This is a genomic window from Actinomadura sp. HBU206391 (genome assembly GCF_014323665.1).
Lineage (GTDB): Bacteria > Actinomycetota > Actinomycetes > Streptosporangiales > Streptosporangiaceae > Actinomadura_C.
Window position 1 is genome coordinate 1 of record NZ_JABVEB010000064.1, and the last position, 24,200, is coordinate 24,200.

Annotated in this window: 18 protein-coding genes; 13 read left to right on the top strand and 5 right to left on the bottom strand. The window is 70.9% G+C overall.

Annotated elements, in window-relative coordinates:
- Positions 1–205: 205 nt before the first annotated feature.
- From HKK72_RS19710 to HKK72_RS19750, 9 genes are all read left to right on the top strand, one after another.
- On the top strand, positions 206–1,048 hold the full coding sequence (locus HKK72_RS19710; RefSeq protein WP_187235863.1) for an alpha/beta fold hydrolase: 843 nt from the start codon (positions 206–208) through the stop codon (positions 1,046–1,048).
- The gene (locus HKK72_RS19715; protein WP_187235864.1) at positions 1,045–1,407 is read left to right on the top strand and encodes a hypothetical protein; all 363 of its coding nucleotides are present in this window, start codon (positions 1,045–1,047) and stop codon (positions 1,405–1,407) included. Before HKK72_RS19710 ends, HKK72_RS19715 begins: the two co-directional genes overlap by 4 nt.
- Before the next feature lie 69 nt (positions 1,408–1,476).
- The gene (locus HKK72_RS19720) at positions 1,477–1,872 is read left to right on the top strand and encodes a hypothetical protein (protein WP_315987343.1); all 396 of its coding nucleotides are present in this window, start codon (positions 1,477–1,479) and stop codon (positions 1,870–1,872) included.
- A 155-nt stretch (positions 1,873–2,027) separates the two neighbouring features.
- Positions 2,028–3,125: a phosphate acyltransferase PlsX gene (gene plsX / locus HKK72_RS19725; RefSeq protein WP_187235866.1), complete on the top strand. Its 1,098-nt coding sequence runs from the start codon at positions 2,028–2,030 to the stop codon at positions 3,123–3,125.
- A 138-nt stretch (positions 3,126–3,263) separates the two neighbouring features.
- Positions 3,264–5,009, top strand: a complete 1,746-nt coding sequence (argS, locus tag HKK72_RS19730; RefSeq protein ID WP_187235867.1) for an arginine--tRNA ligase — start codon at positions 3,264–3,266, stop codon at positions 5,007–5,009.
- Between the two features lie 186 nt (positions 5,010–5,195).
- Positions 5,196–6,740, top strand: a complete 1,545-nt coding sequence (locus tag HKK72_RS19735) for a hypothetical protein (protein ID WP_187235868.1) — start codon at positions 5,196–5,198, stop codon at positions 6,738–6,740.
- On the top strand, positions 6,737–9,607 hold the full coding sequence (locus tag HKK72_RS42245; RefSeq protein ID WP_315987344.1) for a helix-turn-helix transcriptional regulator: 2,871 nt from the start codon (positions 6,737–6,739) through the stop codon (positions 9,605–9,607). Before HKK72_RS19735 ends, HKK72_RS42245 begins: the two co-directional genes overlap by 4 nt.
- 208 nt (positions 9,608–9,815) lie before the next feature.
- Positions 9,816–12,764, top strand: coding sequence for a helix-turn-helix transcriptional regulator (locus HKK72_RS42250; RefSeq protein WP_187235869.1), 2,949 nt, complete (start codon positions 9,816–9,818; stop codon positions 12,762–12,764).
- A 60-nt stretch (positions 12,765–12,824) separates the two neighbouring features.
- Complete coding sequence (locus HKK72_RS19750; RefSeq protein ID WP_187235870.1) at positions 12,825–13,754, top strand: hypothetical protein; 930 nt, start codon at positions 12,825–12,827, stop codon at positions 13,752–13,754.
- 272 nt (positions 13,755–14,026) lie between these two features.
- Here the strand turns inward: HKK72_RS19750 and HKK72_RS19755 are convergent, their stop codons facing one another.
- Together HKK72_RS19755 and HKK72_RS19760 are read right to left on the bottom strand one after the other, a co-directional pair.
- Positions 14,027–14,836: a class I SAM-dependent methyltransferase gene (locus tag HKK72_RS19755; protein ID WP_187235871.1), complete on the bottom strand. Its 810-nt coding sequence runs from the start codon at positions 14,834–14,836 to the stop codon at positions 14,027–14,029.
- Positions 14,837–15,052: 216 nt separating this feature from the next.
- Entirely contained in the window at positions 15,053–15,811 is a 759-nt protein-coding gene (locus HKK72_RS19760; protein ID WP_187235872.1) for an IclR family transcriptional regulator, read from the bottom strand.
- 168 nt (positions 15,812–15,979) lie between these two features.
- On the opposite strand from HKK72_RS19760, the gene HKK72_RS19765 reads away from it, so the two are divergent.
- Both HKK72_RS19765 and HKK72_RS19770 read left to right on the top strand, forming a co-directional pair.
- On the top strand, positions 15,980–17,902 hold the full coding sequence (locus tag HKK72_RS19765) for an acyl-CoA dehydrogenase family protein (RefSeq protein WP_187235873.1): 1,923 nt from the start codon (positions 15,980–15,982) through the stop codon (positions 17,900–17,902).
- 9 nt (positions 17,903–17,911) lie between these two features.
- On the top strand, positions 17,912–18,778 hold the full coding sequence (locus HKK72_RS19770) for an enoyl-CoA hydratase/isomerase family protein (protein ID WP_261986986.1): 867 nt from the start codon (positions 17,912–17,914) through the stop codon (positions 18,776–18,778).
- Between the two features lie 71 nt (positions 18,779–18,849).
- Here HKK72_RS19770 and HKK72_RS19775 read toward each other — a convergent pair whose 3' ends face one another.
- On the bottom strand, positions 18,850–19,479 hold the full coding sequence (locus tag HKK72_RS19775) for a CGNR zinc finger domain-containing protein (RefSeq protein WP_187235875.1): 630 nt from the start codon (positions 19,477–19,479) through the stop codon (positions 18,850–18,852).
- A gap of 64 nt (positions 19,480–19,543) precedes the next feature.
- On the opposite strand from HKK72_RS19775, the gene HKK72_RS19780 reads away from it, so the two are divergent.
- On the top strand, positions 19,544–20,365 hold the full coding sequence (locus tag HKK72_RS19780; RefSeq protein WP_187235876.1) for an alpha/beta fold hydrolase: 822 nt from the start codon (positions 19,544–19,546) through the stop codon (positions 20,363–20,365).
- A gap of 45 nt (positions 20,366–20,410) precedes the next feature.
- Here HKK72_RS19780 and HKK72_RS19785 read toward each other — a convergent pair whose 3' ends face one another.
- Together HKK72_RS19785 and HKK72_RS19790 are read right to left on the bottom strand one after the other, a co-directional pair.
- On the bottom strand, positions 20,411–21,544 hold the full coding sequence (locus HKK72_RS19785) for an acetyl-CoA C-acetyltransferase (RefSeq protein WP_187235877.1): 1,134 nt from the start codon (positions 21,542–21,544) through the stop codon (positions 20,411–20,413).
- A gap of 182 nt (positions 21,545–21,726) precedes the next feature.
- Positions 21,727–23,763 (bottom strand): MFS transporter, encoded by a 2,037-nt coding sequence (locus HKK72_RS19790; protein ID WP_187235878.1) that lies wholly within the window; start codon positions 23,761–23,763, stop codon positions 21,727–21,729.
- 245 nt (positions 23,764–24,008) lie between these two features.
- Between HKK72_RS19790 and HKK72_RS19795 the strand changes: the two genes are divergently transcribed.
- Positions 24,009–24,170: a hypothetical protein gene (locus HKK72_RS19795; RefSeq protein ID WP_187235879.1), complete on the top strand. Its 162-nt coding sequence runs from the start codon at positions 24,009–24,011 to the stop codon at positions 24,168–24,170.
- Positions 24,171–24,200: the final 30 nt, after the last annotated feature.

Sequence of the window (24,200 nt, forward strand, 5' to 3'; positions counted from 1 at the left end):
GCGGGGAATGGGCGACCGGAGCGACGAGGGAAGCCACCGTCGTCGAGACGCCCCGAGCCGCGCGAGCGGAGCGAGCGCCATGGACTGCGAGGGGCGCGGCGGTGGCTGGACTGAGGAGCGCAGGGAGCGAGGTACGAGCGACCGGAGCGACGAGGGAAGCCACCGCCGTCGAGGCGCCCCGAGCCGCGCGAGCGGAGCGAGCGCCATGAACACAGTCCACATCCACGAGGCCGGACGGCCGGACGGCCCGCCACTGCTGTTGACCACCGGGCTTGGCGGCGCCTGGTTCGACTGGCAACCGGTCGCCGAGCTCCTGCGAGATGACTACCGGATCGTGGCCTTCGACCGGCCGGGGCTCGGCCGCAGCCCGGCCGGGCGTTCGGCGCCGAGCCTGCGCGCCGAGACGGCTCTGCTCGAGTCCCTGGCCGAGCGGGCCGGCGAGCCGGTGTTCGTGCTGGCCCACTCGGTGGCGGCCTTCCACGCCGAGGCGCTGGCCCGTATCCGGCCGGACCTTCTCGCCGGTCTGGTCCTGCTGGATCCGAGCTGCGAGCACGACACCTCAGGCCTGCGGATGTCCGCGGCCGTGACGCCCGCCGCCAGACTCGTGGGGAAGCTGGCGGCGGCCACCGGGCTGGCCAAGGTGCTCGGCCCGTGGGCTTACCGCAGGGTCCTTCGCGGCATCAGCACCCGAGGCCCGGCGGTCCCCCGGTCCGTCGTACGGTCGGTCTACGGCCGCGGGGACGTCATCGGCACCGTGCTGGCGGAGTACGTCGCCTACCGGGAGATGGCCGCCGACCTCGCGGCGTTGCGAACGCGGCGCCCCTTCCCCGCCATTCCGCTCGTGGTCCTCACGGCGCTCGGTGATCTGGACACCTCGGCGGAGGCACGCAGCTGGGCCGCGTGCCATGCCCGGCTGGCCGGTATGAGCCCCCATGGACGGCAGGTGGAGCTTCCCGGCTGCCTGCACATGATCCAACTGGACCGGCCCAACGCGGTGGCCGATGCCGTGGCCGTGGTGACCGGCCGGGAGAACCGGAGCGTCTCATGAGATCACCGGCCCTCATCGCCCTCGCCCTAACCCTGTGCGGATGCGGCGTCGCGCGGGAGATCTCGACAAAGGCCTTCCGCAACGCCGTGGCCACGGGCGCGACGGCCGAACTGCGCGGGCTCGGGTACCACGTGCGCGGCACCCTGGACTGCACGCTGCCCCCGGGCAACACGCTGGCGGTCGTACGGGTGAGATGTACGGGACGGACCGTCGACGGGCGGCCGATCACGTTGACCGGGATCGCCCGGCACGCCGACACCGGACGGCCCCGGCAGGAGTTCGTCATCACCGTGGCCGGCCGCGAGGTGCTCCGGAAGTCCTGCCTCGGCCGGGGCTGCGACAAGATCACGGCGAGGTGAGGTCAATTCGGCGGAAAACTCGCCCGCTACCACGGGTGAGGGGCGGTGCCGATGGCGACTCTAAACAGTGTGAGAAAACTCGTCGCCGCCGTCGTGGCCTTGATCGGTACCGTCATGATCTGCGCCGTTCTGGCCGGCCTGCTCATGATCTTCGAGTCCGAGGAGCTCAGGCACAAGTCGCAGACCGCGCTGCTCGCCGCGACTCCCACGATCGCCGGTGATGAGCTTCGCTCGCGCGGTCACTACTTGGAGAGGCCTCTGACCTGCTGGAGCCTGCCCGGCCACACCAAGCGTCACATGCGCGTCGGCTGCTCCGGCTCGACCACGGACCGAAAGCGGGTTCAGGTCATCGGCGCGGCCGAGGACAAGCGCAAGGAGGAGTACTTCACGATCCTCCTCAACGGCCGTCCCCTCGTGCAGAACGCGAACTGCCTCGGCGCGGACTGCCGCCGCAAGAAGGACTGACGCACCGAGGACGCACCGGGAAGGACTGAGCGTTCCCCGAGGAGCGCTGCGTCCCCGTGGACGTCAGGTGATCAGGGGAAAGGCCGGTGGCCCTACCATGATTTACGGCGCGCAGATGGCGCCGACACCCTTTCCACCCTGAGCCAGGAGTACGCATGCCCGGCAGCGCCGTATCTCCCGGGCCGGTGGCCGTCGACACGATGGGGGGTGATCATGCCCCTGACGAGATCGTCGCCGGGGCCGTCGCCGCGGTACGCGAGCACGGCGCGCGTCTCGTCCTCGTCGGCCAGGCGCCCCGGATCAAGCAGCAGCTCGACCGGCTGGGCTTCGCCGGGCAGATCCCGATCGCGCATGCCGACGAGGCGCTCGCCATGGACGAAGGGGCGCTCGCCAGCCGGCGCAAGCCGCGATCGTCGATCGCGATCGCCTGCCGGCTGATCCGGCAGAACCGGGCGTCCGCGCTGGTGTCGGCCGGGACGACGGCGGGGATCGTCGCCACCTCCCGGCTGAGGCTGCGCGGCCAGCACGGCGTGACGCGACCGGCGATCGCCGTCACCCTGCCGACCCTCCCGCGGCCGACGGTCCTGCTGGACGCCGGGGCCACCGCCGACGTCAAGCCCGAGACGCTGGTGCAGTTCGCGGCGCTCGGCACGGCGTACGCACAGGTACGGCTCGGCGTGGACCGGCCGCGCGTCGGCCTGCTGACCATCGGCTCCGAGCCCGGGAAGGGCAACAAGCTCACGCGGCGCGCCTACGAGTTGCTGAACGCCGGCCATCCGGGCATCGAGTTCGTCGGCAATATCGAGGGCGACGACCTGCTCGCGGGCAAGGTCGACGTGGTCGTCACCGACGGCTTCACCGGGAACGTGGCCCTCAAGACCCTCGAGGGCGCCGTCCGGCTGGTGCTCACCGACGTGCAGGCGGCGATCGCCTCGAGCCGGCGGGCCAGGATGGGGGCCGCGATGCAGCGCCGCCCGCTGCGGGAGTTGCGGGACCGGCTCGACTCCGGGACCTACGGCGGCGGGGTGCTGCTGGGCCTGAACGGCACCGTCGTGATCGCGCACGGGGCCTCCAACGCCAGGGCGATCACCTCGGCCTGTGTGCTCGCGCACGATCTCGTGCACGGGAACATCGTCGAACGCATCCGCGAGCAGGTCGCCGCCGCCCGCACGCCCCGATTCGGCCGCCGCCACGGTGATCGAGATCAGCCCGCCCCGGACAAGGACGAATCCGCTCCTGATTCGACCTCCTAGCCGGGTCACCGTATCCCCGAGGCCTCCCTGAGACCTCGCCCCTGGGACCCCGTCCGCCGGGCGACATGGACGGGGCCTTGGCGGGGTGGTGCGGATATGGCTTGGGCGGTAGACCCTTGGCGCCGATAACCTTGGACCATGTCCGACCCGCAACTCATCCTCGCCGCCCGTGTCCAGGCCGCGCTCGCCGCCGCCTTCGGACCGGAATACGCGGACGCCGACCCGGTCATCCGGCCGTCGCAGTTCGCCGACTTCCAGGCCAACGTGGCCCTGCCGCTGGCCAAACGCATGGGCCGAAAGCCGCGAGACGTGGCGGGCGAGATCGTGGCCAGGCTCGATGTCGCGGACGTGTGCGAGGGGATCGAGGTCAGCGGTCCGGGCTTCGTCAACCTGACCCTGAAAGAGGAGTGGATCGCGGCGCAGGCGCAGGCGATGCACGGCGACGAGCGGCTGGCCGTCGGGACGACCGACGAGCCGCAGAAGGTCGTCGTCGAGTACTCCTCCCCCAACGTGGCCAAGGAGATGCACGTCGGGCACCTGCGGACCACGATCGTCGGAGACGCCATCGCGCGGATCCTGGAGTTCCTGGGCCACTCGGTGGTGCGTGACAACCACCTCGGCGACTGGGGCACGCCGTTCGGCATGCTGATCGAGCATCTCCTCGACGTCGGCGAGGATTCGGCCGAGGCGAGACTGCTGGAGACGGATCCGAACTCGTTCTACCAGGCGGCTCGGGTCAAGTTCGACACCGATCCGGCGTTCACCGAGCGCGCCAGGGAGCGGGTCGTACGGCTCCAGGGCGGCGATCCCGACACCCTGGAGCACTGGCGCAAGCTGGTCGAGCTGTCCAAGGAGTACCTCCACCGGATCTACGGCCGGCTGGGCGTCAGCCTCACCGATGCCGACATTCGAGGCGAGAGCTTCTACAACGACCTTCTCGCGACGACCGCATCGGAGTTGGAGGAGAAGGGCGTCGCGGTGATCAGCGACGGTGCCCTGTGCGCCTTCCCGCCCGGATTCACCGGCCGCGAGGGTGAGCCGCTACCCGTGATCATCCGGAAGCGGGACGGCGGCTACAACTACTCGACCACCGACCTCGCCACGATCCGTTACCGCGCGGACGACCTCAAGGTCGACCGGGCGATCTACGTGGTCGGAGCGGCGCAGGGACTGCACTTCCAGATGGCGTTCGCGGTCGCCCGGATGGCCGGCTGGGTGCCGGAGGGCATGCGGCTGGAACACGCCCAGATCGGCAACGTCCTGGGCACCGACGGCAAGATTCTGCGGACCCGCGCCGGCGGCACCATCAAACTGAGCGAGCTGATCGACGAGGGCGTCGACCGCGCCGGCCACGAGTTCGAGAAGATCGAGCACGACGAGCCGTTCGACGACCGGGCCAGGCAGACGATCGTCGAGGCGGTCGGGGTCGGGGCGGTGAAATACGCCGACCTGTCGGTCGCCCTGGACAGCGAGTACGTCTTCGACTTCGACCGAATGATCTCCTTCAAGGGCAATACGGGGCCGTATTTGCAGTACGCCACCGCGCGGATCAGGTCGATCTTCCGTAAGGGTGGCGTGGATCCGGCGAACACGCCGGGTCCGATCGCCGTCGGCACCGCGGCCGAGCGCGCGCTGGCGCTCCGGCTGCTCGGCTTCGGCGGAGCCGTGGCGCTCGCCGGCGAGACCGCCGAGCCGCACCGGTTGTGCGCCTACGTCTTCGAACTGGCGTCCGCCTTCACCACGTTCTACGAGAACTGCCCCGTGCTGAGGGACGACGTCGAGCCCGACGTACGCGCATCACGGCTCGCCCTGTGCTCGCTGACGCTGAGGACCCTCGTCCAAGGACTCGATCTCCTCGGCGTCACCGCACCGGATCGTATGTAGCCCCGCTCAGCGGAACGTTGTTCCACGCCGCTCAGCGCGGCATGGATCCACGCCGGGCCGGGCCCCCGATGCTTGCGGTCGGGGTCTCGTGCCCGGCGCCGGGCTCAGTCACGGTCGGCCGAATGGTCGACCAGCCCCGACAGGAAACCTCCGCCCTCACCGGCTGACTGACTCGCGGGCGCCTGCGTGGACCTGTCCTGGGAACCTGTTCCCATCTGGTTCCTCGAAGCTCCCGCGCCGGGCTTGGATCCGGTCGGCGTCGGCCCGGTGGTGCTGGGTTCCGGCCTCTTCGCCGCGGGCTTGGCCCCGGTCGTCGTGCGCTTCGCCGTGGTCCTGGCCGTCGTGGTGGTCCTCCCCTTCCCGGCAGCAGCCGTCGTGCGCTTGGCCGTGGTCTTGGCCGCCGCCGTCGTGCGCTTGGCCGCGGGCTTGGCCGCCGCCGTCGTCCGCTTCGCCGTGGTCTTGGCCGCCGCCGTCGTCCGCTTGGCCGCGGGCTTGGCCGCCGCCGTCGTCCGCTTCGCCGCGGGCTTGGCCGCCGCCGTCGTCCGCTTCGCCGTGGTCTTGGCCGCCGCCGTCGTCCGCTTCGCCGCGGGCTTGGCCGCCGTGGTGGCCCGCGTCCGCCCGGCGGCGGCCGTCGTGCGCTTGGCCGCCCCGGTGGTCCTGGACCGCCCCGCGGCGGTCGTCGTACGCCGTCCCGCCGGCTTCGCGGCGGCGGCGGTCTTAGGTCGCCCGGCGGCCTTGCGCCGCGTGGTGATACTGGCCGTGGCGGTCGGCTTGCGGCGAGTGGCCGCCGCCGTCGTCCTCGGCCGTCTCCGCGCGGCGGGTTTTCTGGCCGCCGCGGGCCTGCGCCCCGGCGCCCTCTCAACCGAGATCTCGGGCTTGGCCGCGCGCATCATCGACGCCATCGAGTTCAGCGCCTTCGCGGTGGCGGTCATGGCCTTGGTGGCCGTCGCCATCAGCGTCATGGCGGCGGTCATGGTCCGCTCCGACGACGCCATGTGGCCCATGGCCGACATCGCCTTCGACGCCACGGACGTGACCTTCTTCGGCGCCTCTTTGGCCATCACGGTCGGCGGCATGGCCTCGGCCTTCTTGGCCGCGGTCCGCGCCCGCGCCGTGGCGGTCCGCGCCCGCGCCGTCGTGGTCCGCGCCCGTGTCGTGGCGGTTCGCGCGCCTGTCGTGGCGCCTCTCGCCCGTGTCGTGGCGGTCCGCGCCCGTGTCGTGGCGCCTCTCGCCCCTGTCGTCGCGGTCCGCGCCCGGGTCGTGGCGCCCCTGGCCCGCGTCGTGGCGGCCCTGGCCCCCGTCCTGGCGGTCGTGCCCGCTGTGGCCCTCGTCGTGGACCTCGCTGCCGAGGTCCTGCGGCTCGGAGCCTTTTTAGCCGTGGATTGCCTCGTCGTGGCCTTCGTGGTGGCGGACTTGCCCGCCCCACCGGCCCGCGCCGAGGTGCTCCTCGTAGCTGTGCTCTTGGTGCGACTCGCTGCCGCCGTGCGGCGGCCGGCGGTCGCCGATGTCCCTGATTTGGTAGCCACTGATCTCCCCCCCGTGACGATCAGTTACGGGGACATCTATTCCACAGTTGGGGACTATCTACACACCATGCTCTTCTCGTCCTTGCACGTCAGGCCCAGATCAGGGCACACACGATTCGACACGCGGCGACGGCGGTGCCGCCGCCCGCACCGGCCGGATAATCCGTATGTTTCGCCACAGGATGCTGACATCCTTAACAGGTGAGTGTGCATTACAGCAGCCCCATGCTCATCGGCCGTTCCCTCGAGCTCGATCGACTCGGCAAGGCGCTGGCCGATGCGCCGAGCGCCGTGCTCGTCGGCGGTGAGGCCGGTGTGGGCAAGACGCGCCTGATCCGTGAGTTCGGCGCACGCGCACAGGCCGCCGGGGCCCGCCTGCTGGTCGGCGGCTGCATCGAACTGGGAGCCGACGGCCTGCCGTTCGCCCCGTTCACGACCGTACTGCGGGGACTCGTACGCGAGATGGGGCCCGAGGGCGTCACAGCCCTGCTGCCCGGCTCGGCGGCGAGCGGGCTGGCCCGGCTGCTGCCCGAGTTCGGCGAGCCGGAGCCGGACGCGACCAGCGGCGAGGCACGCGCCCGGCTGTTCGAACTGATTCTCACGCTGTTGGAGCGCCTGGCCGAGCACTCACCGACCGTTCTCGTCATCGAGGACGCCCACTGGGCCGACCGCTCCACCCGTGATCTGCTCACCTTCCTGATCCGCAACCTCGACGGCGCCGCCGCCCTGCTCGTGGTGGTCACCTACCGCTCCGACGAACTTCACCGCTCCCACCCTCTGCGGCCGCTGCTCGCCGAGGTGGCACGCGTCGAGCGGGTCGACCGGTACGACCTGTCGCGGCTCGGCCGGCGCGAGGTGGCCGATCTGGTGCGCGGCATCCTGGATCGGGAACCGTCGGCGCAGCTGGTCGAGCAGGTCAACACGCGCAGCGAGGGCAACCCGCTGTTCGTCGAGGCGCTGCTGAACTGCGAGGACGGCGAGCCGCGTGGCGAGGTGCCCGAGTCGTTGCGCGATCTGCTGCTGGCCGGCGTGCGGCGGCTGCCCGAGGACACTCAGGAGCTCCTCCGGGTCGCGAGCGGCGGCGGCGATCACATCGAGCACCCGCTGCTCGCAGCCGTGTCGGGACTGGACGACGCCGCACTGGACCGGACGCTACGGCCGGCCGTCGCCGCCAATGTTCTCGTCGTCGAGGGCGATCGGTACATGTTCCGGCACGCCCTGATCCGCGAGGCCGTACACGGCGATCTGCTCCCCGGTGAGCACAGCCGGCTGCACGCCGGCTACGCGCGGGCACTGGAGGCCGACCCCACGCTGCTGCCCGCCAGGAGGCTCGCGGTCGAGCTGGCCCATCACTGGTACCGCTCGCATGACGCCACCTGGGCTCTCATCAGCGCCTGGCGGGCGGCGGGTGAGGCCAGCAGGGCGGCCGCCTACGCCGAGGCGCTGGAGATGCTCTCGCGGGTGCTGGAACTCTGGGACCGGGTGCCGGAAGCCGCCGAGCACATCGGCCACGAACTGGGCGAAGTGCTGGAGAAGAGTGTCACCGCGGCCGATCTGGCCGGAGACGTCGAACGCGGGGTCAAACTGGCCACCGCGGCGCTCAAGGAGATCGACGATCCCACCCGCGCGGCCGCGCTGCTGGAGCAGCGCGGCCGGTTGTCGCTGCACTCCCACCGGGCCGAGGGCATCGACGACCTGCGCGAGGCGATCCGGCTCATTCCCGGGGCTCCCAGCGTGATCCGCGCGCGAGCGCTGGCCACCATGGCCGAGAAGATCTTCAAGTTCCCCATCTGGGGTGAGGCGAGAGGCATCGCCGAAGAGGCGGCCCTGGTGGCCCGCGAGGCCGGTGACGCCGCCGCCGAGGTGAGTGCGGAGCTCACCCTCATCTGCCTGGACGGCGGGCTGGTCGACGACGAGACCCGGCTCGCGCGGTTGGACGTCATCGCCGAGATGGCCGAGCGGGCGGCGTCCTACCGCCCGCTGCTGCGGGTGTTCGTCACCCGATCCCACGTTCTCGAGGGGGCGGGCCGGCACGAGGAGGCCATCGAGGTGGCCAGGCGCGGTGTCGAGAAGGCCAGAGAGCACGGGCTGGCGAGGACCGCGGGCGCCGGCCTGGCGATCAATCTCGCCGAGCCGCTGATGTCGGTCGGCCGCTGGGACGACGCCCTGACGGTGATCGAGCAGATGCTCGAACAGGATCCGGCGCCCGGGCACCACGGCGTCCTGCGGCAACTGGCCGGCGAGGTGGCCCTCGCCCGTGGGGACCTCGACGCGGCCGCCATGACCCTCGCCACGGCGTCGCAGTTGATCGCCCGTGGCGCCACCCGCTGCGCGGAGGATCTCTTCGTGCTCTCAAGGCTGGAGGCACAGCTCCACCTCGCGCAGGGGGACCCGCACAAGGCGATCTCGGCTCTCGAGCCGGTCATGGCCAATGCGCGTCTCTCGGATGACGCGCGCTACGCGTGGCCCGCGCTCGTCGTCGGCGCGCGGGCCTGCGCGCAGGCCCGCGACCCGGACGCCTTCGCGCCGATCGAGGCTCGCGCCGAGGGGCTGGGCGTTCACGGTCCGGTCCATCGGGCCCATCAGCTCACCTTCACGGCCGAGGCGGCCCCGCTCCGGCACAGCCCTTCGCTGCCCGCCTGGGACGCGGCGGTGAGCGCCTGGGAGACCGTCGGGCAGCCGTATCCGCTGGCATGGGCCCTGACCCGGGCGGCCGAGGCCGCCGCGGCGGAGGGGCACCGTGACGGCGTGTCGCCGCGGTTGCGCCGGGCCGCCGAGCTGGCCGACCGGCTCGGGGCCCGTCCGCTGCGGGAGCGGATCGACGATCTGTCCCGGCGTACGCGTGTCAACGGCACCGGCACCGGCACCGCCCCGCTCGGACTGACGCCACGCGAACTCGAAGTCCTGCGCCTCGTGGCCGACGGACGCAGCAATCGCGAGATCGCCGAAGCCCTGTTCATCTCGGTCAAGACGGCGAGCGTGCACGTCTCCAATATCTTGACCAAACTCGACGTCACCACACGCGGCGAGGCGGCGGCCACCACGCACCGGCTACGGCTCTTCGAGCGCTGACGGCGCGCATGACCGGCGGAGGCGAAACCGTGACGACCGGAGACGAGCCGGAGACGACCGGAGACCGGCACCGATGAGGGAGCCACGACTAAGGCGGTCCACCGATCGAGATAGGGCATTCGCCCGTAGCGGCGCAGCCGGCCTTAGGACGAACCTGGGCCGGGTACCGCCGAGAACCGGGTGACGGGATGACCGAGGTATGGACGACATGAGCACGAGCGTGGTCAGCCCCGTATTCGTGGGGCGAAAGAACGAACTCACCGTGCTGACCGACGTCTACGCGGCGGTCGGCCGCGGAACGCCGGCCACGGTGCTGCTCGGCGGAGAGGCCGGCGTGGGCAAGACCCGGCTGGTGAACGAGTTCGTCGCCCAGGTGACCCGGACCGGTGAGCGCGAGGTCGGTCGTGTGCTGCTCGGCGGCTGTCTGGAACTCAGCTCGGCGGGCCTGCCCTACGCGCCCTTCACGGCCATGCTGCGTCAGCTCGTACGCGACATCGGCCTCGATGAGATCGCCGCGCTCATGCCGGGCGGCACCGCCAGGGACCTGGCCCGGCTGCTGCCCGGATTCGGCGAGACCCCCTCCGACCCCGATCCCGAGACGGGGCGGGTCCGGTTGTTCGAGCAGATGCTCACGCTGCTGGAGCGGCTGGCCGAGCGGGCACCGCTCGTCCTCGTGGTCGAGGACGCGCACTGGGCGGACCGGTCCACGCGTGATCTGCTCACCTTCCTGATCCGCAATCTGCGGCACGGCACCGTACTGCTCCTGGTCACCTACCGGTCCGACGATCTGCACCGGACGCATCCGCTGCGGCCGATGCTGGCCGAGCTGAACCGCGTCGAGGGCGTCGTGGGGCTCGACCTGCCGCGCCTGGGCCGGAGCGAGGTGGCCACGCAGCTCAGCGGGATCCTCGGCCGCCCCGCCGAGCCGAGCCTGGTCGAGGCGGTCTACGGGCGCAGCGTGGGCATCCCCCTGTTCGTCGAGGCGACCGCCGGGTGCGCGGACGACCCCCAGAGCGGCGTTCCCGCGTCACTGCGCGATCTGCTGCTCGCCGGCGTGCAGCGGCTGCCCGAGGACGCCCAAGAGCTGTTGCGTACGGCCAGCGCGGGCGGAGTGCGGGTCGGACACGAGCTGCTCGCCGCGGTGTCCGGGCTGGACGACCGTGAGCTGACCGCCGCCCTGCGTCCGGCGGTCGACGGCAACGTGCTGGTCGCCGGCGCCGACGGCTACACGTTCCGGCACGCGCTGATCCGCGAGGCGATCCACGAGGATCTGCTGCCCGGTGAGCGCAGCCGCACCCACCGCAGGTTCGCCGAGGTGATCGAGACGGCGCCGGGCATCGCCGGGACCCGCGACTCCACCGTCGCCCTCGCCCAGCACTGGTATGCCGCGCACGACAACGAACGCGCCCTGATCGCCGCGTGGCGGGCCGCCGGCGACCTGGCGGTCGCGGTGGCGTACGCGGAGCAGGTCGAGATGCTCGGACGGGTGCTGGAGCTGTGGGACCGCGTGCCGAACGCGGCCGAACTCGTCGACAGCGATCAGGTGGGCGTGCTCATGCTCGCCGCCGAGGCGGCCACCGCCTGCGGCGAGGTCGAGCGGGGCCTGGCCATGGTCCGGGCCGCGCTGGCGGAAATCGACGAGGAACGCGACCCCGAGCGGTTCGCCTTGGCGCTGGCGTCGCGTGCGCGGCTGCGCGGTTACAAGGGGATGCTGCCCGAGCAGCTCCAGGACCTGCGGAGGGCCGAACGGCTCGCCTCGGGGGCCACCCCCGCCCGTGCCACCGTGCTGGCCCGGCTCATCTCGGCGCTGCTGCTGCGCGGCCTCGACGAGGAGTGCGAGGCGTTCAGCGCCGAATCACTGTCGCTGGCGAGGAGGCTCGGTGACCGGGCGGTCGCCGTGGACGCCATCGTGACGCTCGCCACGATCGCCGCCGGCGAGGGCGGCGGCGACATCGAGGAGAATCTGCAGGACCTGCGGGAGGCCCGCGCCGAAGCCGAGCGGCTCGGCTCCGGCCTGCTCGTCCTGCGAAGCCTCATCAACATCTCGCACATGCTCGAGAGCGCGGGACGTCATGATCTCGCCATCGAGGCCGCGCGTGAGGGGTTCGAGCTCGCGCAGCGCATCGGCCGGGCCCGCATCCAGGGGCCGTTCCTCGCCGGCAACCTGGCCGAATCCCTGATCTCGGCGGGGCGCTGGACCGAGGCCGACCGGGTTCTCGAGAAAGGCCTGGAGCTCGACCCCGCGTACTCCCTGTCCGGCTACCTGCTGGTGGCGGCCGGGACGCTCGCGCTCGCCCGCGGCGATCTGGCCGGTCTCGCGGACGTGATGCGGGCGATGCCCACGTCCTTCACCGCCGATCACGCCATCCCGCAGGACGGGCTCCCCTACACCCGGCTGCTGATCGACTGGCGGCTCGCCGAGGGAGACCTCAATGCGGCGCTGGACCGCGTGCACCACGCCGTGTCGACGCTGGACCTCACGGTGCGGCCGCGGTTCGCCTGGCCGGTGCTCGTGTCGGCCATGAGGGCCTGCGCCGAGGTGGCCACCGACGCCGACACGGTCCGCGACGACACCCTGCTCGTGCGGGCGACCGTACTCCGCACGGCACTGCGCGACCTGGCCGACCGCCTCCCCGCACGCGGACGGGCGATGGCCGCCTACGCCACGACGTTCGCCGCGGAGTCGGCCCGGGCCGCCGGCATGCTCGACCGCACCGCCTGGGATGCGGCCGCAGGCGCCTGGGAGGATCTCGGCTCCCCGTACCCGTACGCCTGCGCGCTGCTCCGGGCGGCCGAGGGGGCCGCGGGCGACGGCGATCGCGACGGCGCCAGCGGACGGCTTCGCCGCGCGGCCGAGGTGGCCGACCGGCTCGGCGCCGTACCGCTGCGCGGGCAGATCGACCACCTGGCGCGGCGCGCCAGGATCTCACTGGGCGACGGCCCGCCGCCGGCCGACGAATCCGCAGGGCTGACGCCCCGCGAGCGCGAGGTGCTGCGGCTGGTGGCCGAGGGCCGGAGCAACCGGCAGATCGCCGACGCCCTGTTCATCTCCGCCAAGACGGCGAGCGTCCACGTCTCCAACATCCTGGGCAAGCTGGGCGTGGCCGGCCGGGGCGAGGCGGCCGCCGTGGCGCACCGCCTTCAGCTCTTCGACTGAGCGCCGGTGGGGACGCCTTGAGGATGCGTTGAGGGTGGCGGCGGTCGTGGCCGGTGGGGCGTGCGGCCACCGCAGGGCGCCTCGGCGCGGGAAGCGGCGGTGACCCCGGCCGGCCTGCCGCCGGCGGCTCTGCTTCTGGTGCTCGCCTCGGCGCTGCTCCACGCCTCGTGGAACGTGCTGCTCGCCCGGGTGCCCCGGGGGCACGACACGACCGCGGTCGCACTCGCGCTGGGGCTCATCGCCTTGGCTCCGGTCGCGCTGGCCCGCTGGCGCGTCGACTCCGGCGTGTGGCCGTACGTGCTGCTGTCGGCGGCTTTCGAGCTGATGTACTTCGCCGCGCTGAACCTGGCCTACACCCGCGCACCCGCACATGCCGCCTATCCGGTGGCGCGCGGCCTGGCCCCTGTGCTGCTGCTGCCCGCCGCCCTGGTCACCGGCGCGCGGCCGCCGCTCTGGGCCGGCCTGGGGGTCGGCGCGATCAGCGCCGGGATCCTGCTCACCACGCGAGGCTCGGCCGACCGCCGCGCGCTGGGGTACGCGGTTCCGGTGGCGATCTGCGTCGCGGGGTACACGTTCGTCGATTCCGTCGGCGTGCGGCACGCCGATCCCGCGACCTACCTCTGGCTGACCATGGTGCCGGTCGCCGCCGTCATGCTCGTGGCCCGGACGGCCGCGGGACGCGGCGTGGCCGCTCTGCGCGCCGAACTGCGGCCGTCGACGTTCGTGGTCGGGCTCGGCGTCTTCGGCGCGTACGGCCTCGTGCTGGCCGCGCTGGCGACGGTGACCGCCGGACAGGTGCCCGCCGTCGCGGCGGTCCGCGAGACGGGCATCCTGTTCGTCGTCGCCCTGTCCTGGTGGCCGGCCTCGCGGCGACCCGCCATCGCGCCGCCGGAACCCGGGCGGCCCCGGCGGCCCCGGCCGGCCCTGACGGCCGGCGCGGGAGCGGTGCTGGTCTTCGCCGGCGTAGTGGCGCTCACCCTCACCCGGTGACGGGGATTCGGTGGCAGGAGCCTCCCCTCCCACGCTCCCGCCACCGAAACGGTCTGGCCGCACGGGTGACGGGGCCGGTCGTCCGGTGGGGCGGTCCAGGGGGCACGGTGCCGCCTCTGATCACCGGAGCGGTCGGTGACCCATGTGGCCACTCGGAGTCTGCGGTAGCGGACGCGTTCGGGGCATCGGGACGATGCCCTATGTGGGTTACCTATTTTTCCGCTGGTGGCGCCGCGTTTCCCCGACTCGGCGGCGAGGCCGCCGAACGCCGCTCAGCCGGGTACGCGGGCGACGCAGAAGACGGTCTGGCCGAACGGCGGCTTGATCACTCGCTCGAGCATCCGAGTGGTCGGGATCACCGTACGGTCGTAGACCTTGACCAGCCTGGGGTCGGGATAGCCCGCGCCGCCACGGCGGACGGCCAGCCACCAGGCGATGCCTCCGAGAAAGTTGATCGGCTTGAGCACGGCGGGCTCGAGGCCGGCGGCCCGCACCGAGGCCTCCAGAGTCTTAGGGGTGTAACGGGTGACATGCCCGACCTTTCGGTCGAAGTCACCATAAAGCTGCATGTAGCCGGGCACCCAGATCACAATGCGGCCGCCGGGCTCCACGATCGAGGCCAGGTCCTTGAGCGCCTGCACGTCGTCCTTGATGTGCTCGAGGACGTTCATCATGACGACGGTGTCGACCTTGCGCTTGATCTGGATGTCCGCGGGCAGCGCCAGGTCGAGCACCTCGACCTCGTCGTCGCCGGTGTAGCGCTTGCGCAGCTCGCCGACACAGAACGGGTCATTGTCGCTGACCACGAGATAGTCGAGCCGGCCGGCGAACTGTTCCGAGAAGTGCCCGAGACCCGAGCCGACCTCGAGCAGGGAACTGCCCACGTGCGGGGCGACCATGTCGTATTCGTACTGCCGGTAGTTTCGGGCCTCGTCACCACCGAGATGGTTCTCCAGCGCCCCTTCTCCCGCGGCCGGCTGGATCATCTCCCCCTCACCGGCGGTCGGGGCGGCCGGCCGGCGGCTGCCGAGAAGCTTGACGAGGCTACGGGCGACGAGGTTCTTCTTCGGTGGTGACTGCATACGTTCCGCTCGCTGGGGTGCGCTCTTCGGACTGCCGAGAGGCTGTGGATGTCTGCCGGCTCAGCCAGGCATCGGGCAAGACTATCGGCAGCCCGGGCCGCTGGAGCAAAAGCCCGATGATCCGATGTCCGCCCCATCACACCGCATCCGTGGCTGTGCCCCAGGTAGTGGGCGACCACCTGGCCGGGATCCCCTAGTCCCGCGACGGTAAGACTTTCATATCGTGAGAGAAAGTGTCCGCTGAATGCGGGCCGCTGAGGCGCGCATCCGGTGCAACGAAGCCTCGATCTTCGGCAGCTTGGCCGTACCGCACGAGACCGCGAGCGTGCCGACCACCGTGCTGGTGGCGTCGACGACCGGAACCGCCGCGCAGCCGGTGCCGATCGCGTACTCCTCACGGTCGAGGGTGAGCTCCCGGCACAGCCGCAGCCGCCGGGCGAGCTCGCGCGGATCGGTGATCGTGTTGGGCGTCAGCTCCACCAGTGGATGCCTGGCGAGGTAGTCCTGCCGAGTCCGCTCGTCCAGCTGGGCCAGCACGCACTTGCCGATCGCGGTCGCGTGCGCCGCCTCGTCGAAGCCGACCCACAGATCGACCCGAGGGGCCCGTGGACCGTCGGCGATGTCGATGACGCGGATCTCGCCGTCCTCGTGCAGCCCGAAGTACGACGCCATCCCGAGCTCATCGCGCAGAGCGGTCAACGTCGGCCGGATGCGGGTCAGCAGGGCCTGCGACCGGCTCTGGACGCGCAGCGCCTCGAGCCGGTCGCCGAGCACCCACAGTCCGTCGGCCAGCCGGTTGGCATAGCCCTCGTACGCGAGGGTGCGGAGCAGGTGGTAGGTGGTCGCCAGCGGCAGCCTGACCTCACGGGCGAGTTGCTTGGCGGGCGCGCCGCCGGGATGCGAGGCCACCGCCTCCATGAGATGCAGCGCTCGTCGTACCGAGGCGATGAGCGTGGGTTTGCGTCCCTCTTCCATCACGGAGAAGAGAATCGCCCCGACCGGCCTCGGTCAAGCCCTTTACGGATACCGGTCACAGGGACGTCACGAACCGAAGGTGCGCAACCTCGAATCCATGGGCTACTGACGGGTATAACTCACGCGTAACTTCACCAGAGCATGCGACACCCGACAGGAGGGGTCGGCATGAATCACCAGAGCGCCAACGTCGACGAACGCACCGCACGCAAGGTCGCCGAGGAGGCGCGCGAGACCGAATGGCGACTGCCCAGCTTCGGCAAGCAGCTCTTCCTCGGCGACTTCCGCCTGGAGCTCATCCACCCGCATCCGCGGTCGGACGACGAGGCGCGCCGCAGGGGAGAGGAATTCCTCACCCGGCTGCGGGACTTCTGCGCCTCCAAGATCGACCCGATCGCCATCGAGCGCGACGCCCGCATCCCCGACGACGTGGTGGGCGGGCTCAAGGAGATCGGGGCCTTCGGCATGAAGATCCCCGAAGAGTACGGAGGGCTCGGCCTCACCCACTACTACTACAACCGCGCCCTCATGATCGTCGGCTCGGCCAACGCGGCGCTGGGCGCGATGCTCTCCGCCCACCAGTCGATCGGCGTCCCCCAGCCGATCAACCTGTTCGGCACCGCTGAGCAGAAGCGCGCCTTCCTGCCCCGTTGCGTGGAGGAGATCAGCGCGTTCCTGCTCACCGAGCCCGATGTCGGATCCGACCCGGCGCGGCTGCACGCGACGGCGGTCCCGTCCGAGGACGACAGCGAGTATGTGCTCAACGGGGTCAAGCTGTGGACGACCAACGGCGTCGTGGCCGACCTGCTCGTGGTCATGGCCCGGGTGCCCGCCTCGGAGGGGCACCGGGGCGGGATCTCGGCATTCGTCGTGGAGGCACGTTCGACCGGAATCACCGTCGAGAACCGCAACGCCTTCATGGGGCTTCGGGGCATCGAGAACGGCGTGACCCGGTTCCACGACGTACGGGTGCCCGCCGCCAACCTCATAGGCAGGGAGGGCGCCGGTCTCAAGATCGCCCTCACCACGCTGAACACCGGGCGGCTGTCGCTCCCGGCCTTCTGCGCGGCCGCCGGCAAATGGTCGACCAAGATCGCTCGCGAGTGGTCCAAGGCGCGGGTGCAGTGGGGCCATCCGATCGGCAGGCACGAGGCGATCGCCAAGAAGCTCTCGTTCATCGCCGCGACCTCCTACGCCCTGGAGGCGATGGTCGACCTGTCCAGCCAGCTGGCCGACGACGAGCGCAACGACATCCGCATCGAGGCGGCGCTCGCCAAGCTGTACGCCTCCGAGATGGCCTGCCGGATCGCCGACGAGCTCGTACAGGTCCGCGGGGGGCGTGGCTACGAGACGGCGGAATCACTGGCCGCCCGGGGCGAGCGCGGGGTACCCGCCGAGCAGATCCTGCGCGATCTGCGCATCAACCGGATCTTCGAGGGGTCCTCGGAGATCATGCGGCTGCTCATCGCCCGCGAGGCGGTGGACACCCATCTGTCCGTGGCCGGCGATCTCATCGACCCGGAGGCCACCGGGCAGCAGAAGACCCGCGCCGTCGCCAAGGCCGGCGGGTTCTACGCCAAGTGGCTCCCGACCCTGGTGGTCGGCTCCGGCCAGCGCCCAGGGGCGTACGCCGAATTCGGCCCGCTGGCCGGCCACCTGCGCTACGCCGAGCGCGCCTCGCGCAAACTCGCCCGGTCGATCTTCTATGGGGCGAGCCGGTGGCAGGGACGGCTGGAGCGCAAACAGGGCTTCCTCGGCCGGATGGTCGACATCGGAGCCGAGCTGTTCGCGATCAGCGCCGTCTGCGTGCGTGCCGTCAAGGAGGCCGAAGAGGACCCGTCGCGGGCCCGCTCCGCGTACGAGCTGGCCGACGCGTTCTGCCGGCAGGCGCGGATCCGGACCGAGGAGCTCTTCGACGCGCTGTGGCGTAACACCGACGCGCTCGACGTTCGGTTGGCCGAGCGGCTACTGAACGGCCAGTATTCCTGGGCAGAAGAGGGTGTGCTCGACCCGTCGATCCCCGGGCCCTGGATCGCCGACGCGGAGCCGGGACCGGCGGAGCGGGAGAACGTGCACCGCACCATCGGCTGAAGGGTGAGCATGTACGAGGCCATCGTCTACCAGGTCGGGGACCGGATCGCGCGGATCACGCTGAACCGGCCGGACGCCCGCAACGCGTTGAACGACCTCATGATCGAGGAGCTGCTCGACGCGTTCGACCGGGCCAGGGCCGACGACCGGATCCGGGTGATCGTCCTGACCGGCACCGGTGATCGGGCCTTCTGCGCCGGGGCCGACCTCGGCGGCGCCGACCGGGCGCGGCGCGCGGGCCGCTCGATCGCGGGGGTCGACGCTCAGGGCCCGGATGATGCCACAGGCGACTCTGCGGGTGACAGGGCGGGCGGGCGCGCTTCCTCCATCGACGCGATCCACGACAGCCCGGCGTACCGGCTGTTCACCGCCTTCCCCACCCTGGGCAAGCCGATCATCGCGCGGCTGGCCGGGCACGCCATCGCCGGCGGGCTCGGCCTCGCCGCGTCGTGCGACCTCGTGATCGCCGCCGATGACGTGAAGCTCGGCACCCCCGAGGTCAACGTCGGCCTCTGGCCCATGATGATCATGGCGATCATCAACCGCAACGTCGCACCCAAGCAGGCGTTCAAGCTGTACTACACCGGCCAGACGATCAATGCGCGCGAGGGCGTCGACGTCGGCCTGGTCACCGAGGCGGTGCCCCGCGACGGGCTCGACGCGCGAGTGGACGAGCTGGCCCGGGCCATCGCGGCCAAGAGCCCGGTGGGGCTGCGGCACGGCAGAGACGCGTTCTTCGCCATCGAGGGGCTGCCCTTCGACGACCAGATCGCGCATCTGCTCGGCCGGCTCGTCGTGGTCGCCGAGACCGAGGACGCCAAGGAGGGAATCACGGCCTTCCTGGAGAAGCGGTCGCCCGAGTTCACCGGCCGCTGACCAAGGCGCTCGCCAGGAGCACCGACCAGGGCACGCCCCGACCCGGACAGGCCTCTTCGGCCGCGCCCGCTTCAGTCGCGTCCGCGGGCGTAGTGGCGGCGTGCCTTCGTACGGTTGCCGCAACGGCGCATCGAGCACCACTGGCGATTGCGGGCGGGTGAGCGGTCAAGGAACCTGACCCCGCAGTCGTCGGCCGCGCACACCCGCAGCCTGGTGAGTTCGCCATCGGTGAGCAGGCCGATCGCGTCGACCGCGATCTCGGCCAGCGCGGTGGGCACGGCGGCGGACGGATTGCGCGTGAGCACCGGCCGTCCGCGCGCGTCCAAGGCGAGCGACGGCGCCATCGACACCGCGGAGGCCGACGCGTTGATCGTCGCCACCACGCCTTCCGGCACGGGCCGCTCCTCGATGACCGCGAACGCGGCCGTGTCGACGGCGGCGCGCAGTTCACGGGCCGAGAGCAGGTCCCGCTCGGTGGCCCTGGCCGATGTGGGCGTCCGCGCCGGTCCTGCCTCGACCCCGCCGTCCTCCAGCGGTCCGGCGTCCCCCCGTACGCCCTCCAGCAGCCCGGCCTCCTCCAGCCAGGCCGACAGATCCGCGGGCGTCCACAGGGTCTCGCGACCACCGGACATCCGGTCGCGCAGCGTGTTCAGGAGATCGACGCACGGCCGGCCGCCGTCCCAGATCCAACCCTCGGGCATCTTGCGCACTCCCTCCACTAACCACATCATAAGGTTAGAACCTAACCGACTGAAGGGGTTATAGATGGCGATCGCACTCGTCAACGGAATCCGGATGCACTACCGCATGGCGGGCGAGGGACCGCTGATCGTGCTTCTGCACGGCTGGCCGCAGACCGGTCACTGCTGGCGTCACCTGATGGGACCGCTGAGCGAGCACCACACGGTGGTAGCCCCCGACCTGCGCGGATACGGCCGTACCGACAGACCCGCCGACGGATACGACAAGCGCACGATGGCCGACGACCTGCACCGCCTGGTGGGCTCTCTCGGCTTCGGCCCGGCGACCGTGATCGGCCATGACCGGGGCGCCCGGGTCGCGCACCGCTGGGCGCTCGACCACCCCGGCGACGTGGACCGACTCATCGTCATGGACATCATCCCGACCCGGGAGATGTGGCGGCGGATGGACGCCGACCTGGCCCGGCGCACCTGGCACTGGCTGTTCCACCTGCAGCCGGACCTGCCGGAGCTCATCGACATCGGCGCGTACGTCCGCCACATGATCCGCCAGTGGGCGCACGTCCCGCTGCCGGACGAGGACGTCGAGGAGTACGTCCGTGCGTTCTCAACGGTCGGCGCGGCCCGAGCCGGCTTCGCCGACTACCGCGCCGCCTTCCCGGGCGACGCGGAACACGACGAGGCCGACGCGGGGCGCCGGCTGACGATGCCGGTGCGGGTCCTCTGGGGAGAGCACAGCTTCCTGCAGGCCCTCGACCCTGTCGCGATCTGGGGCGACTACGCCGAGGACGTGACCGGGACGATGATCGGGGACTGCGGCCACTTCCTCGCCGAGGAACGCCCCGCGAAAGTCCTCGAAGAACTCGCCCTCCCCGTCCGGCCATGACCGCCCGCCCGCCGTACGCAGCATCGAGAAGACACCTGGGCGGGGTCAGACGCGTTCGATGATGGTGGCATTGGCCTGGCCGCCGCCCTCGCACATCGTCTGCAGGCCGTAACGGCCGCCGGTGCGCTCCAGTTCGTGCACCAGCTTGGTCATGAGCACGCCGCCCGTCGCGCCGAGCGGGTGACCGAGTGCGATGGCGCCGCCGTTCGGGTTGGTCTTCTCGAGCGAGGCGCCGGTCTCCTTGGCCCACGCCAGCGGCACCGGGGCGAACGCCTCATTGACCTCGAAGACATCGATGTCGTCGATGGACAGCCCGGCGCGCTTCAGCGCCTTCTCGGTCGCCGGGATCGGGCCGGTCAGCATGTACACCGGGTCCGAGCCGCACACCGAGAGCGTGTGAATGCGCGCCCGGGGCGTGAGGCTGTGCTGCTTGACGGCCTCCTCTGAGGCGATGAGAAGTGCCGACGCGCCGACCGAGATCTGCGACGCCACGGCCGCGGTGATCTCCCAGCCCTCGCGCAGGACGTTGAGACCGGCCATCTTCTCCAGCGAGGTGTCGGCGCGAGCGCCCTCGTCCTTGGTCAGCCCGGCCACGGGAGCGATCTCCCGATCGAAGTATCCGGCCTCGATGGCCTTGACCGCACGCCGGTGGCTCTCCAGCGCGAAGGCCTCCAGGTCACCGCGCTTGAAGCCCCACTTCTCGCACATGAGCTGAGCGCCGCGGAACTGGGAGACCTCCTGCTTGCCGTAGCGCTCGGCCCAGCCCTCGCCCCACGGCAGGCCGGTGTTCGGCGCGACGGAGGCGCCCATCGGCACCATGGCCATGTTCTCGACGCCGGCGGCCACGACCAGGTCCTGGGTGCCCGACAGCACGGCCTGGGCGGCGAAGTGGATGGACTGCTGGGACGACCCGCACTGCCGGTCGATGGTGACGCCCGGCACGTTCTCCGGCAGCCCCGCGGACAGCCAGGCGGTGCGGGCGATGTCGAGGGTCTGTGCGCCGACCTGCATGACACAGCCCATGATCACGTCTTCCACGGCCGCCGGGTCGATCCCCGTACGGTTCACGAGCTCCTTGAGCACGTGAGCACCGAGGTCGGCGGAGTGGACGTCTTTGAGGGCACCCTTCTTGGTGCCCACGGGGGTACGGACCGCACCGACGATGTACGCCTCGGCCACAACGCCTCCAAGTCAGGTAGGTTTCCGTCCGAGAAACCGAGCGGGATTCGGTCAGTATGAGGTTACCTCGATCCGGCCGCAACACCGTGTGTGAGGCTCCTCTCCCCCAGCATGGACCGTTCAGCCGACCGGCCGCGTGCCGCCGCCGGATCGCAGCGCTTCGAGGAGTCGTGGCGGATCGGTCAGTTCGCCTGCGGTGCCGTGTCGGTGCGGGCCAGGTCGGCTTCGCACATGCCTTCTCGCGACAGCCCGACCAGCAGTTCGAGCAGCTCGGGTGAGTCCTCCGGCGACCAGCCTTCGAGCAACTGGACCAAGGCCTCCCGCATGGCGTCGTGCAGTTGCTCCGTGACGGTCTGGCCCGCTTCGGTGACCGCGAGATTCGTGTCGCCCTGGTTGACCAGGCCCTCGGCGACGAGCCGGGTGATGAACGGGCGGTCCTCTTCCACCGTGCCCCCGGCCGCGTCGGCGAGTTCGGCGGGGGTGACGGATCCGAGTTTGGCGATGCGGCACAGCATCCACAGGCTGTTCGAAGGGCAGTCGACACCGAGCTTCGCGCCGAGGTTCCGGTACACGTCCCGGATCTTCTGCCGGGCCTCGGGGTCGGACCGGATGAGCCGGAAGAGCAGGCGCTCGATCTCATCCCGCGACGAGCGAGCGGACGGCGTGCCGCCCAGGCACTGGCCCAGATCCGAGCCGGCCGCCGTGGTGCGCAGCGGCACCTGCCTCAGGAAGAGCCCCAACACCAACCCGGCCAGTGCGATCGGGATCGCGACCTCGAACATCGTGTGGAAGGACTGGGCGTAGGCGTCGATGAACTCCGCTCGGTAAGACGGCGCAAGCTCATGCAGCACCCTCGGGTCCCGCTGGATGGATTCCGGATCGAATCCACGAGGCAGCTCGACCCCGCTCAGCGCTTCGGCCACCCGAACGTCCAGCCGGCGGCTGAACGTGGCGTTGAAGACCGTGATGCCCGTCAGCGCGCCGATGACCCGGAACAGCATCACGCCCGAGGTGGCCACACCCAGCTCGCGGTAACCGACCGTGTTCTGTACCGCGATCAGGGGCACCTGCACGACCAGACCCAGCCCGATCCCCAGCAGACATAGATAGAGGCTCACCCACATCGTCGACGTCAGATCGTCCATGCTCGAGAACAGCAGGAGTGCCCATGCCGTGACCGCCATTCCGGCGATCGGGTAGATCCGGTACCTGCCGGTCGCAGTGATCAGGTATCCGGCCGCCAGCGACGTCGCGAGCAGGGCCAGCACCATCGGCAGTAGGAGGACGCCCGAGCTCGTCACCGATGCTCCGCTCACCGCCTGGAAGAAGGCCGGCAGGTAGGTGATGGTGCCGAACAACACGAACCCGACGACGAAGTGGATCGCGGCGGCCATGACGAAGACCGGGTTGCGGAACAGGTGTGGGGGCAGAACGGGCTCACGCGCCCGGCGCTCGGAGAACCACCACGCGAGGACCAATGCCACGATCACCGCCCCGGCCATCGAGCCGAGCTCGATGATCTTCCGGAGGGGCCACCCGTATCGGATCACCCCCAGGACGGTCAGCAACGTGATGCACACGGCCGCGGTGAGCAGCACCATGCCCACGTAGTCGACCGGCCGCCGCTCGGAATCGGGTCGCTGCGGGAGCACGATCGCGAGCGACGCGAGGATGACCACGCTGAGCGGCAGGTTGATGAAGAAGATCCATCGCCACGACAGGTGATCGACGAAGAACCCGCCGAGCACCGGGCCGGCGACGCTGCACACCCCGTAGATCGCGCCGAGAAACCCCTGGTACCGGCCGCGGTCACGATGCGAAACGAGGTCGCCCACGATGGCCAGGCTCAGCACGATGACACCACCGCCACCGAGCCCCTGCAGGGCTCGGAAGAAGATCAGCGAGTCCAGACTCCATGCCTGACCGCAGAGCGCCGACCCGGCAAGGAAGACCACGATGGCCACCATGAACAGCGGCTTGCGGCCGAACTGATCACCGAGCCTGCCCCAGACCACCGCGGAGGAGATCAGGGCGAGCAGATACGCGGTGATCACCCAGCATTCCGGTTTCGTTCTGCCGAATTCACTCGAGATCGTCGGCAGTGCCGTCGACACGATCGTCTGATCGAGCGCGGCCAGCATCAGGGCGGTCGTGAGGACGCCCAACGTGGCCCACAGGCCACGTGTGCTGAAGGGGGTGTCGTCAGGCTGGACGGTCATCCCCGCAATCCCCCGGTTACGTACGGCAACGAAGACCTACCCAGTTACCCGCCATCCTGACCCGCTGCCCTGACCCCGCGACCGCGACGCACCGGTCCGGTAACGGCGACCTTGTCGATAATGGAGGCCCGGCACCGACGGCATAGGGTGGCGACGAACCACCCCGGAGGAGGCGACGCGATCATGTGCGGATTCGGCGAGCCGCCCGGCACGGTGCAGTCAGAGGTTCGGCCAGAGGTGCCGTCATGAGCACCGGTCTCATCTCGCTCATCGTGATCGCGATCCTGTGCGCGTACTGCATCCGGTGGGTCAGCCTGAGAATGCGGCTCCCGGTGCCCGCCTACCTGACCGTCATCCTCGTATTCGTGCTGGTCGTCGCTGCTCTGTACGGCCGAACGCTCAACTAGCCAAAATCGGCCTGAACTTCCGCACACTTC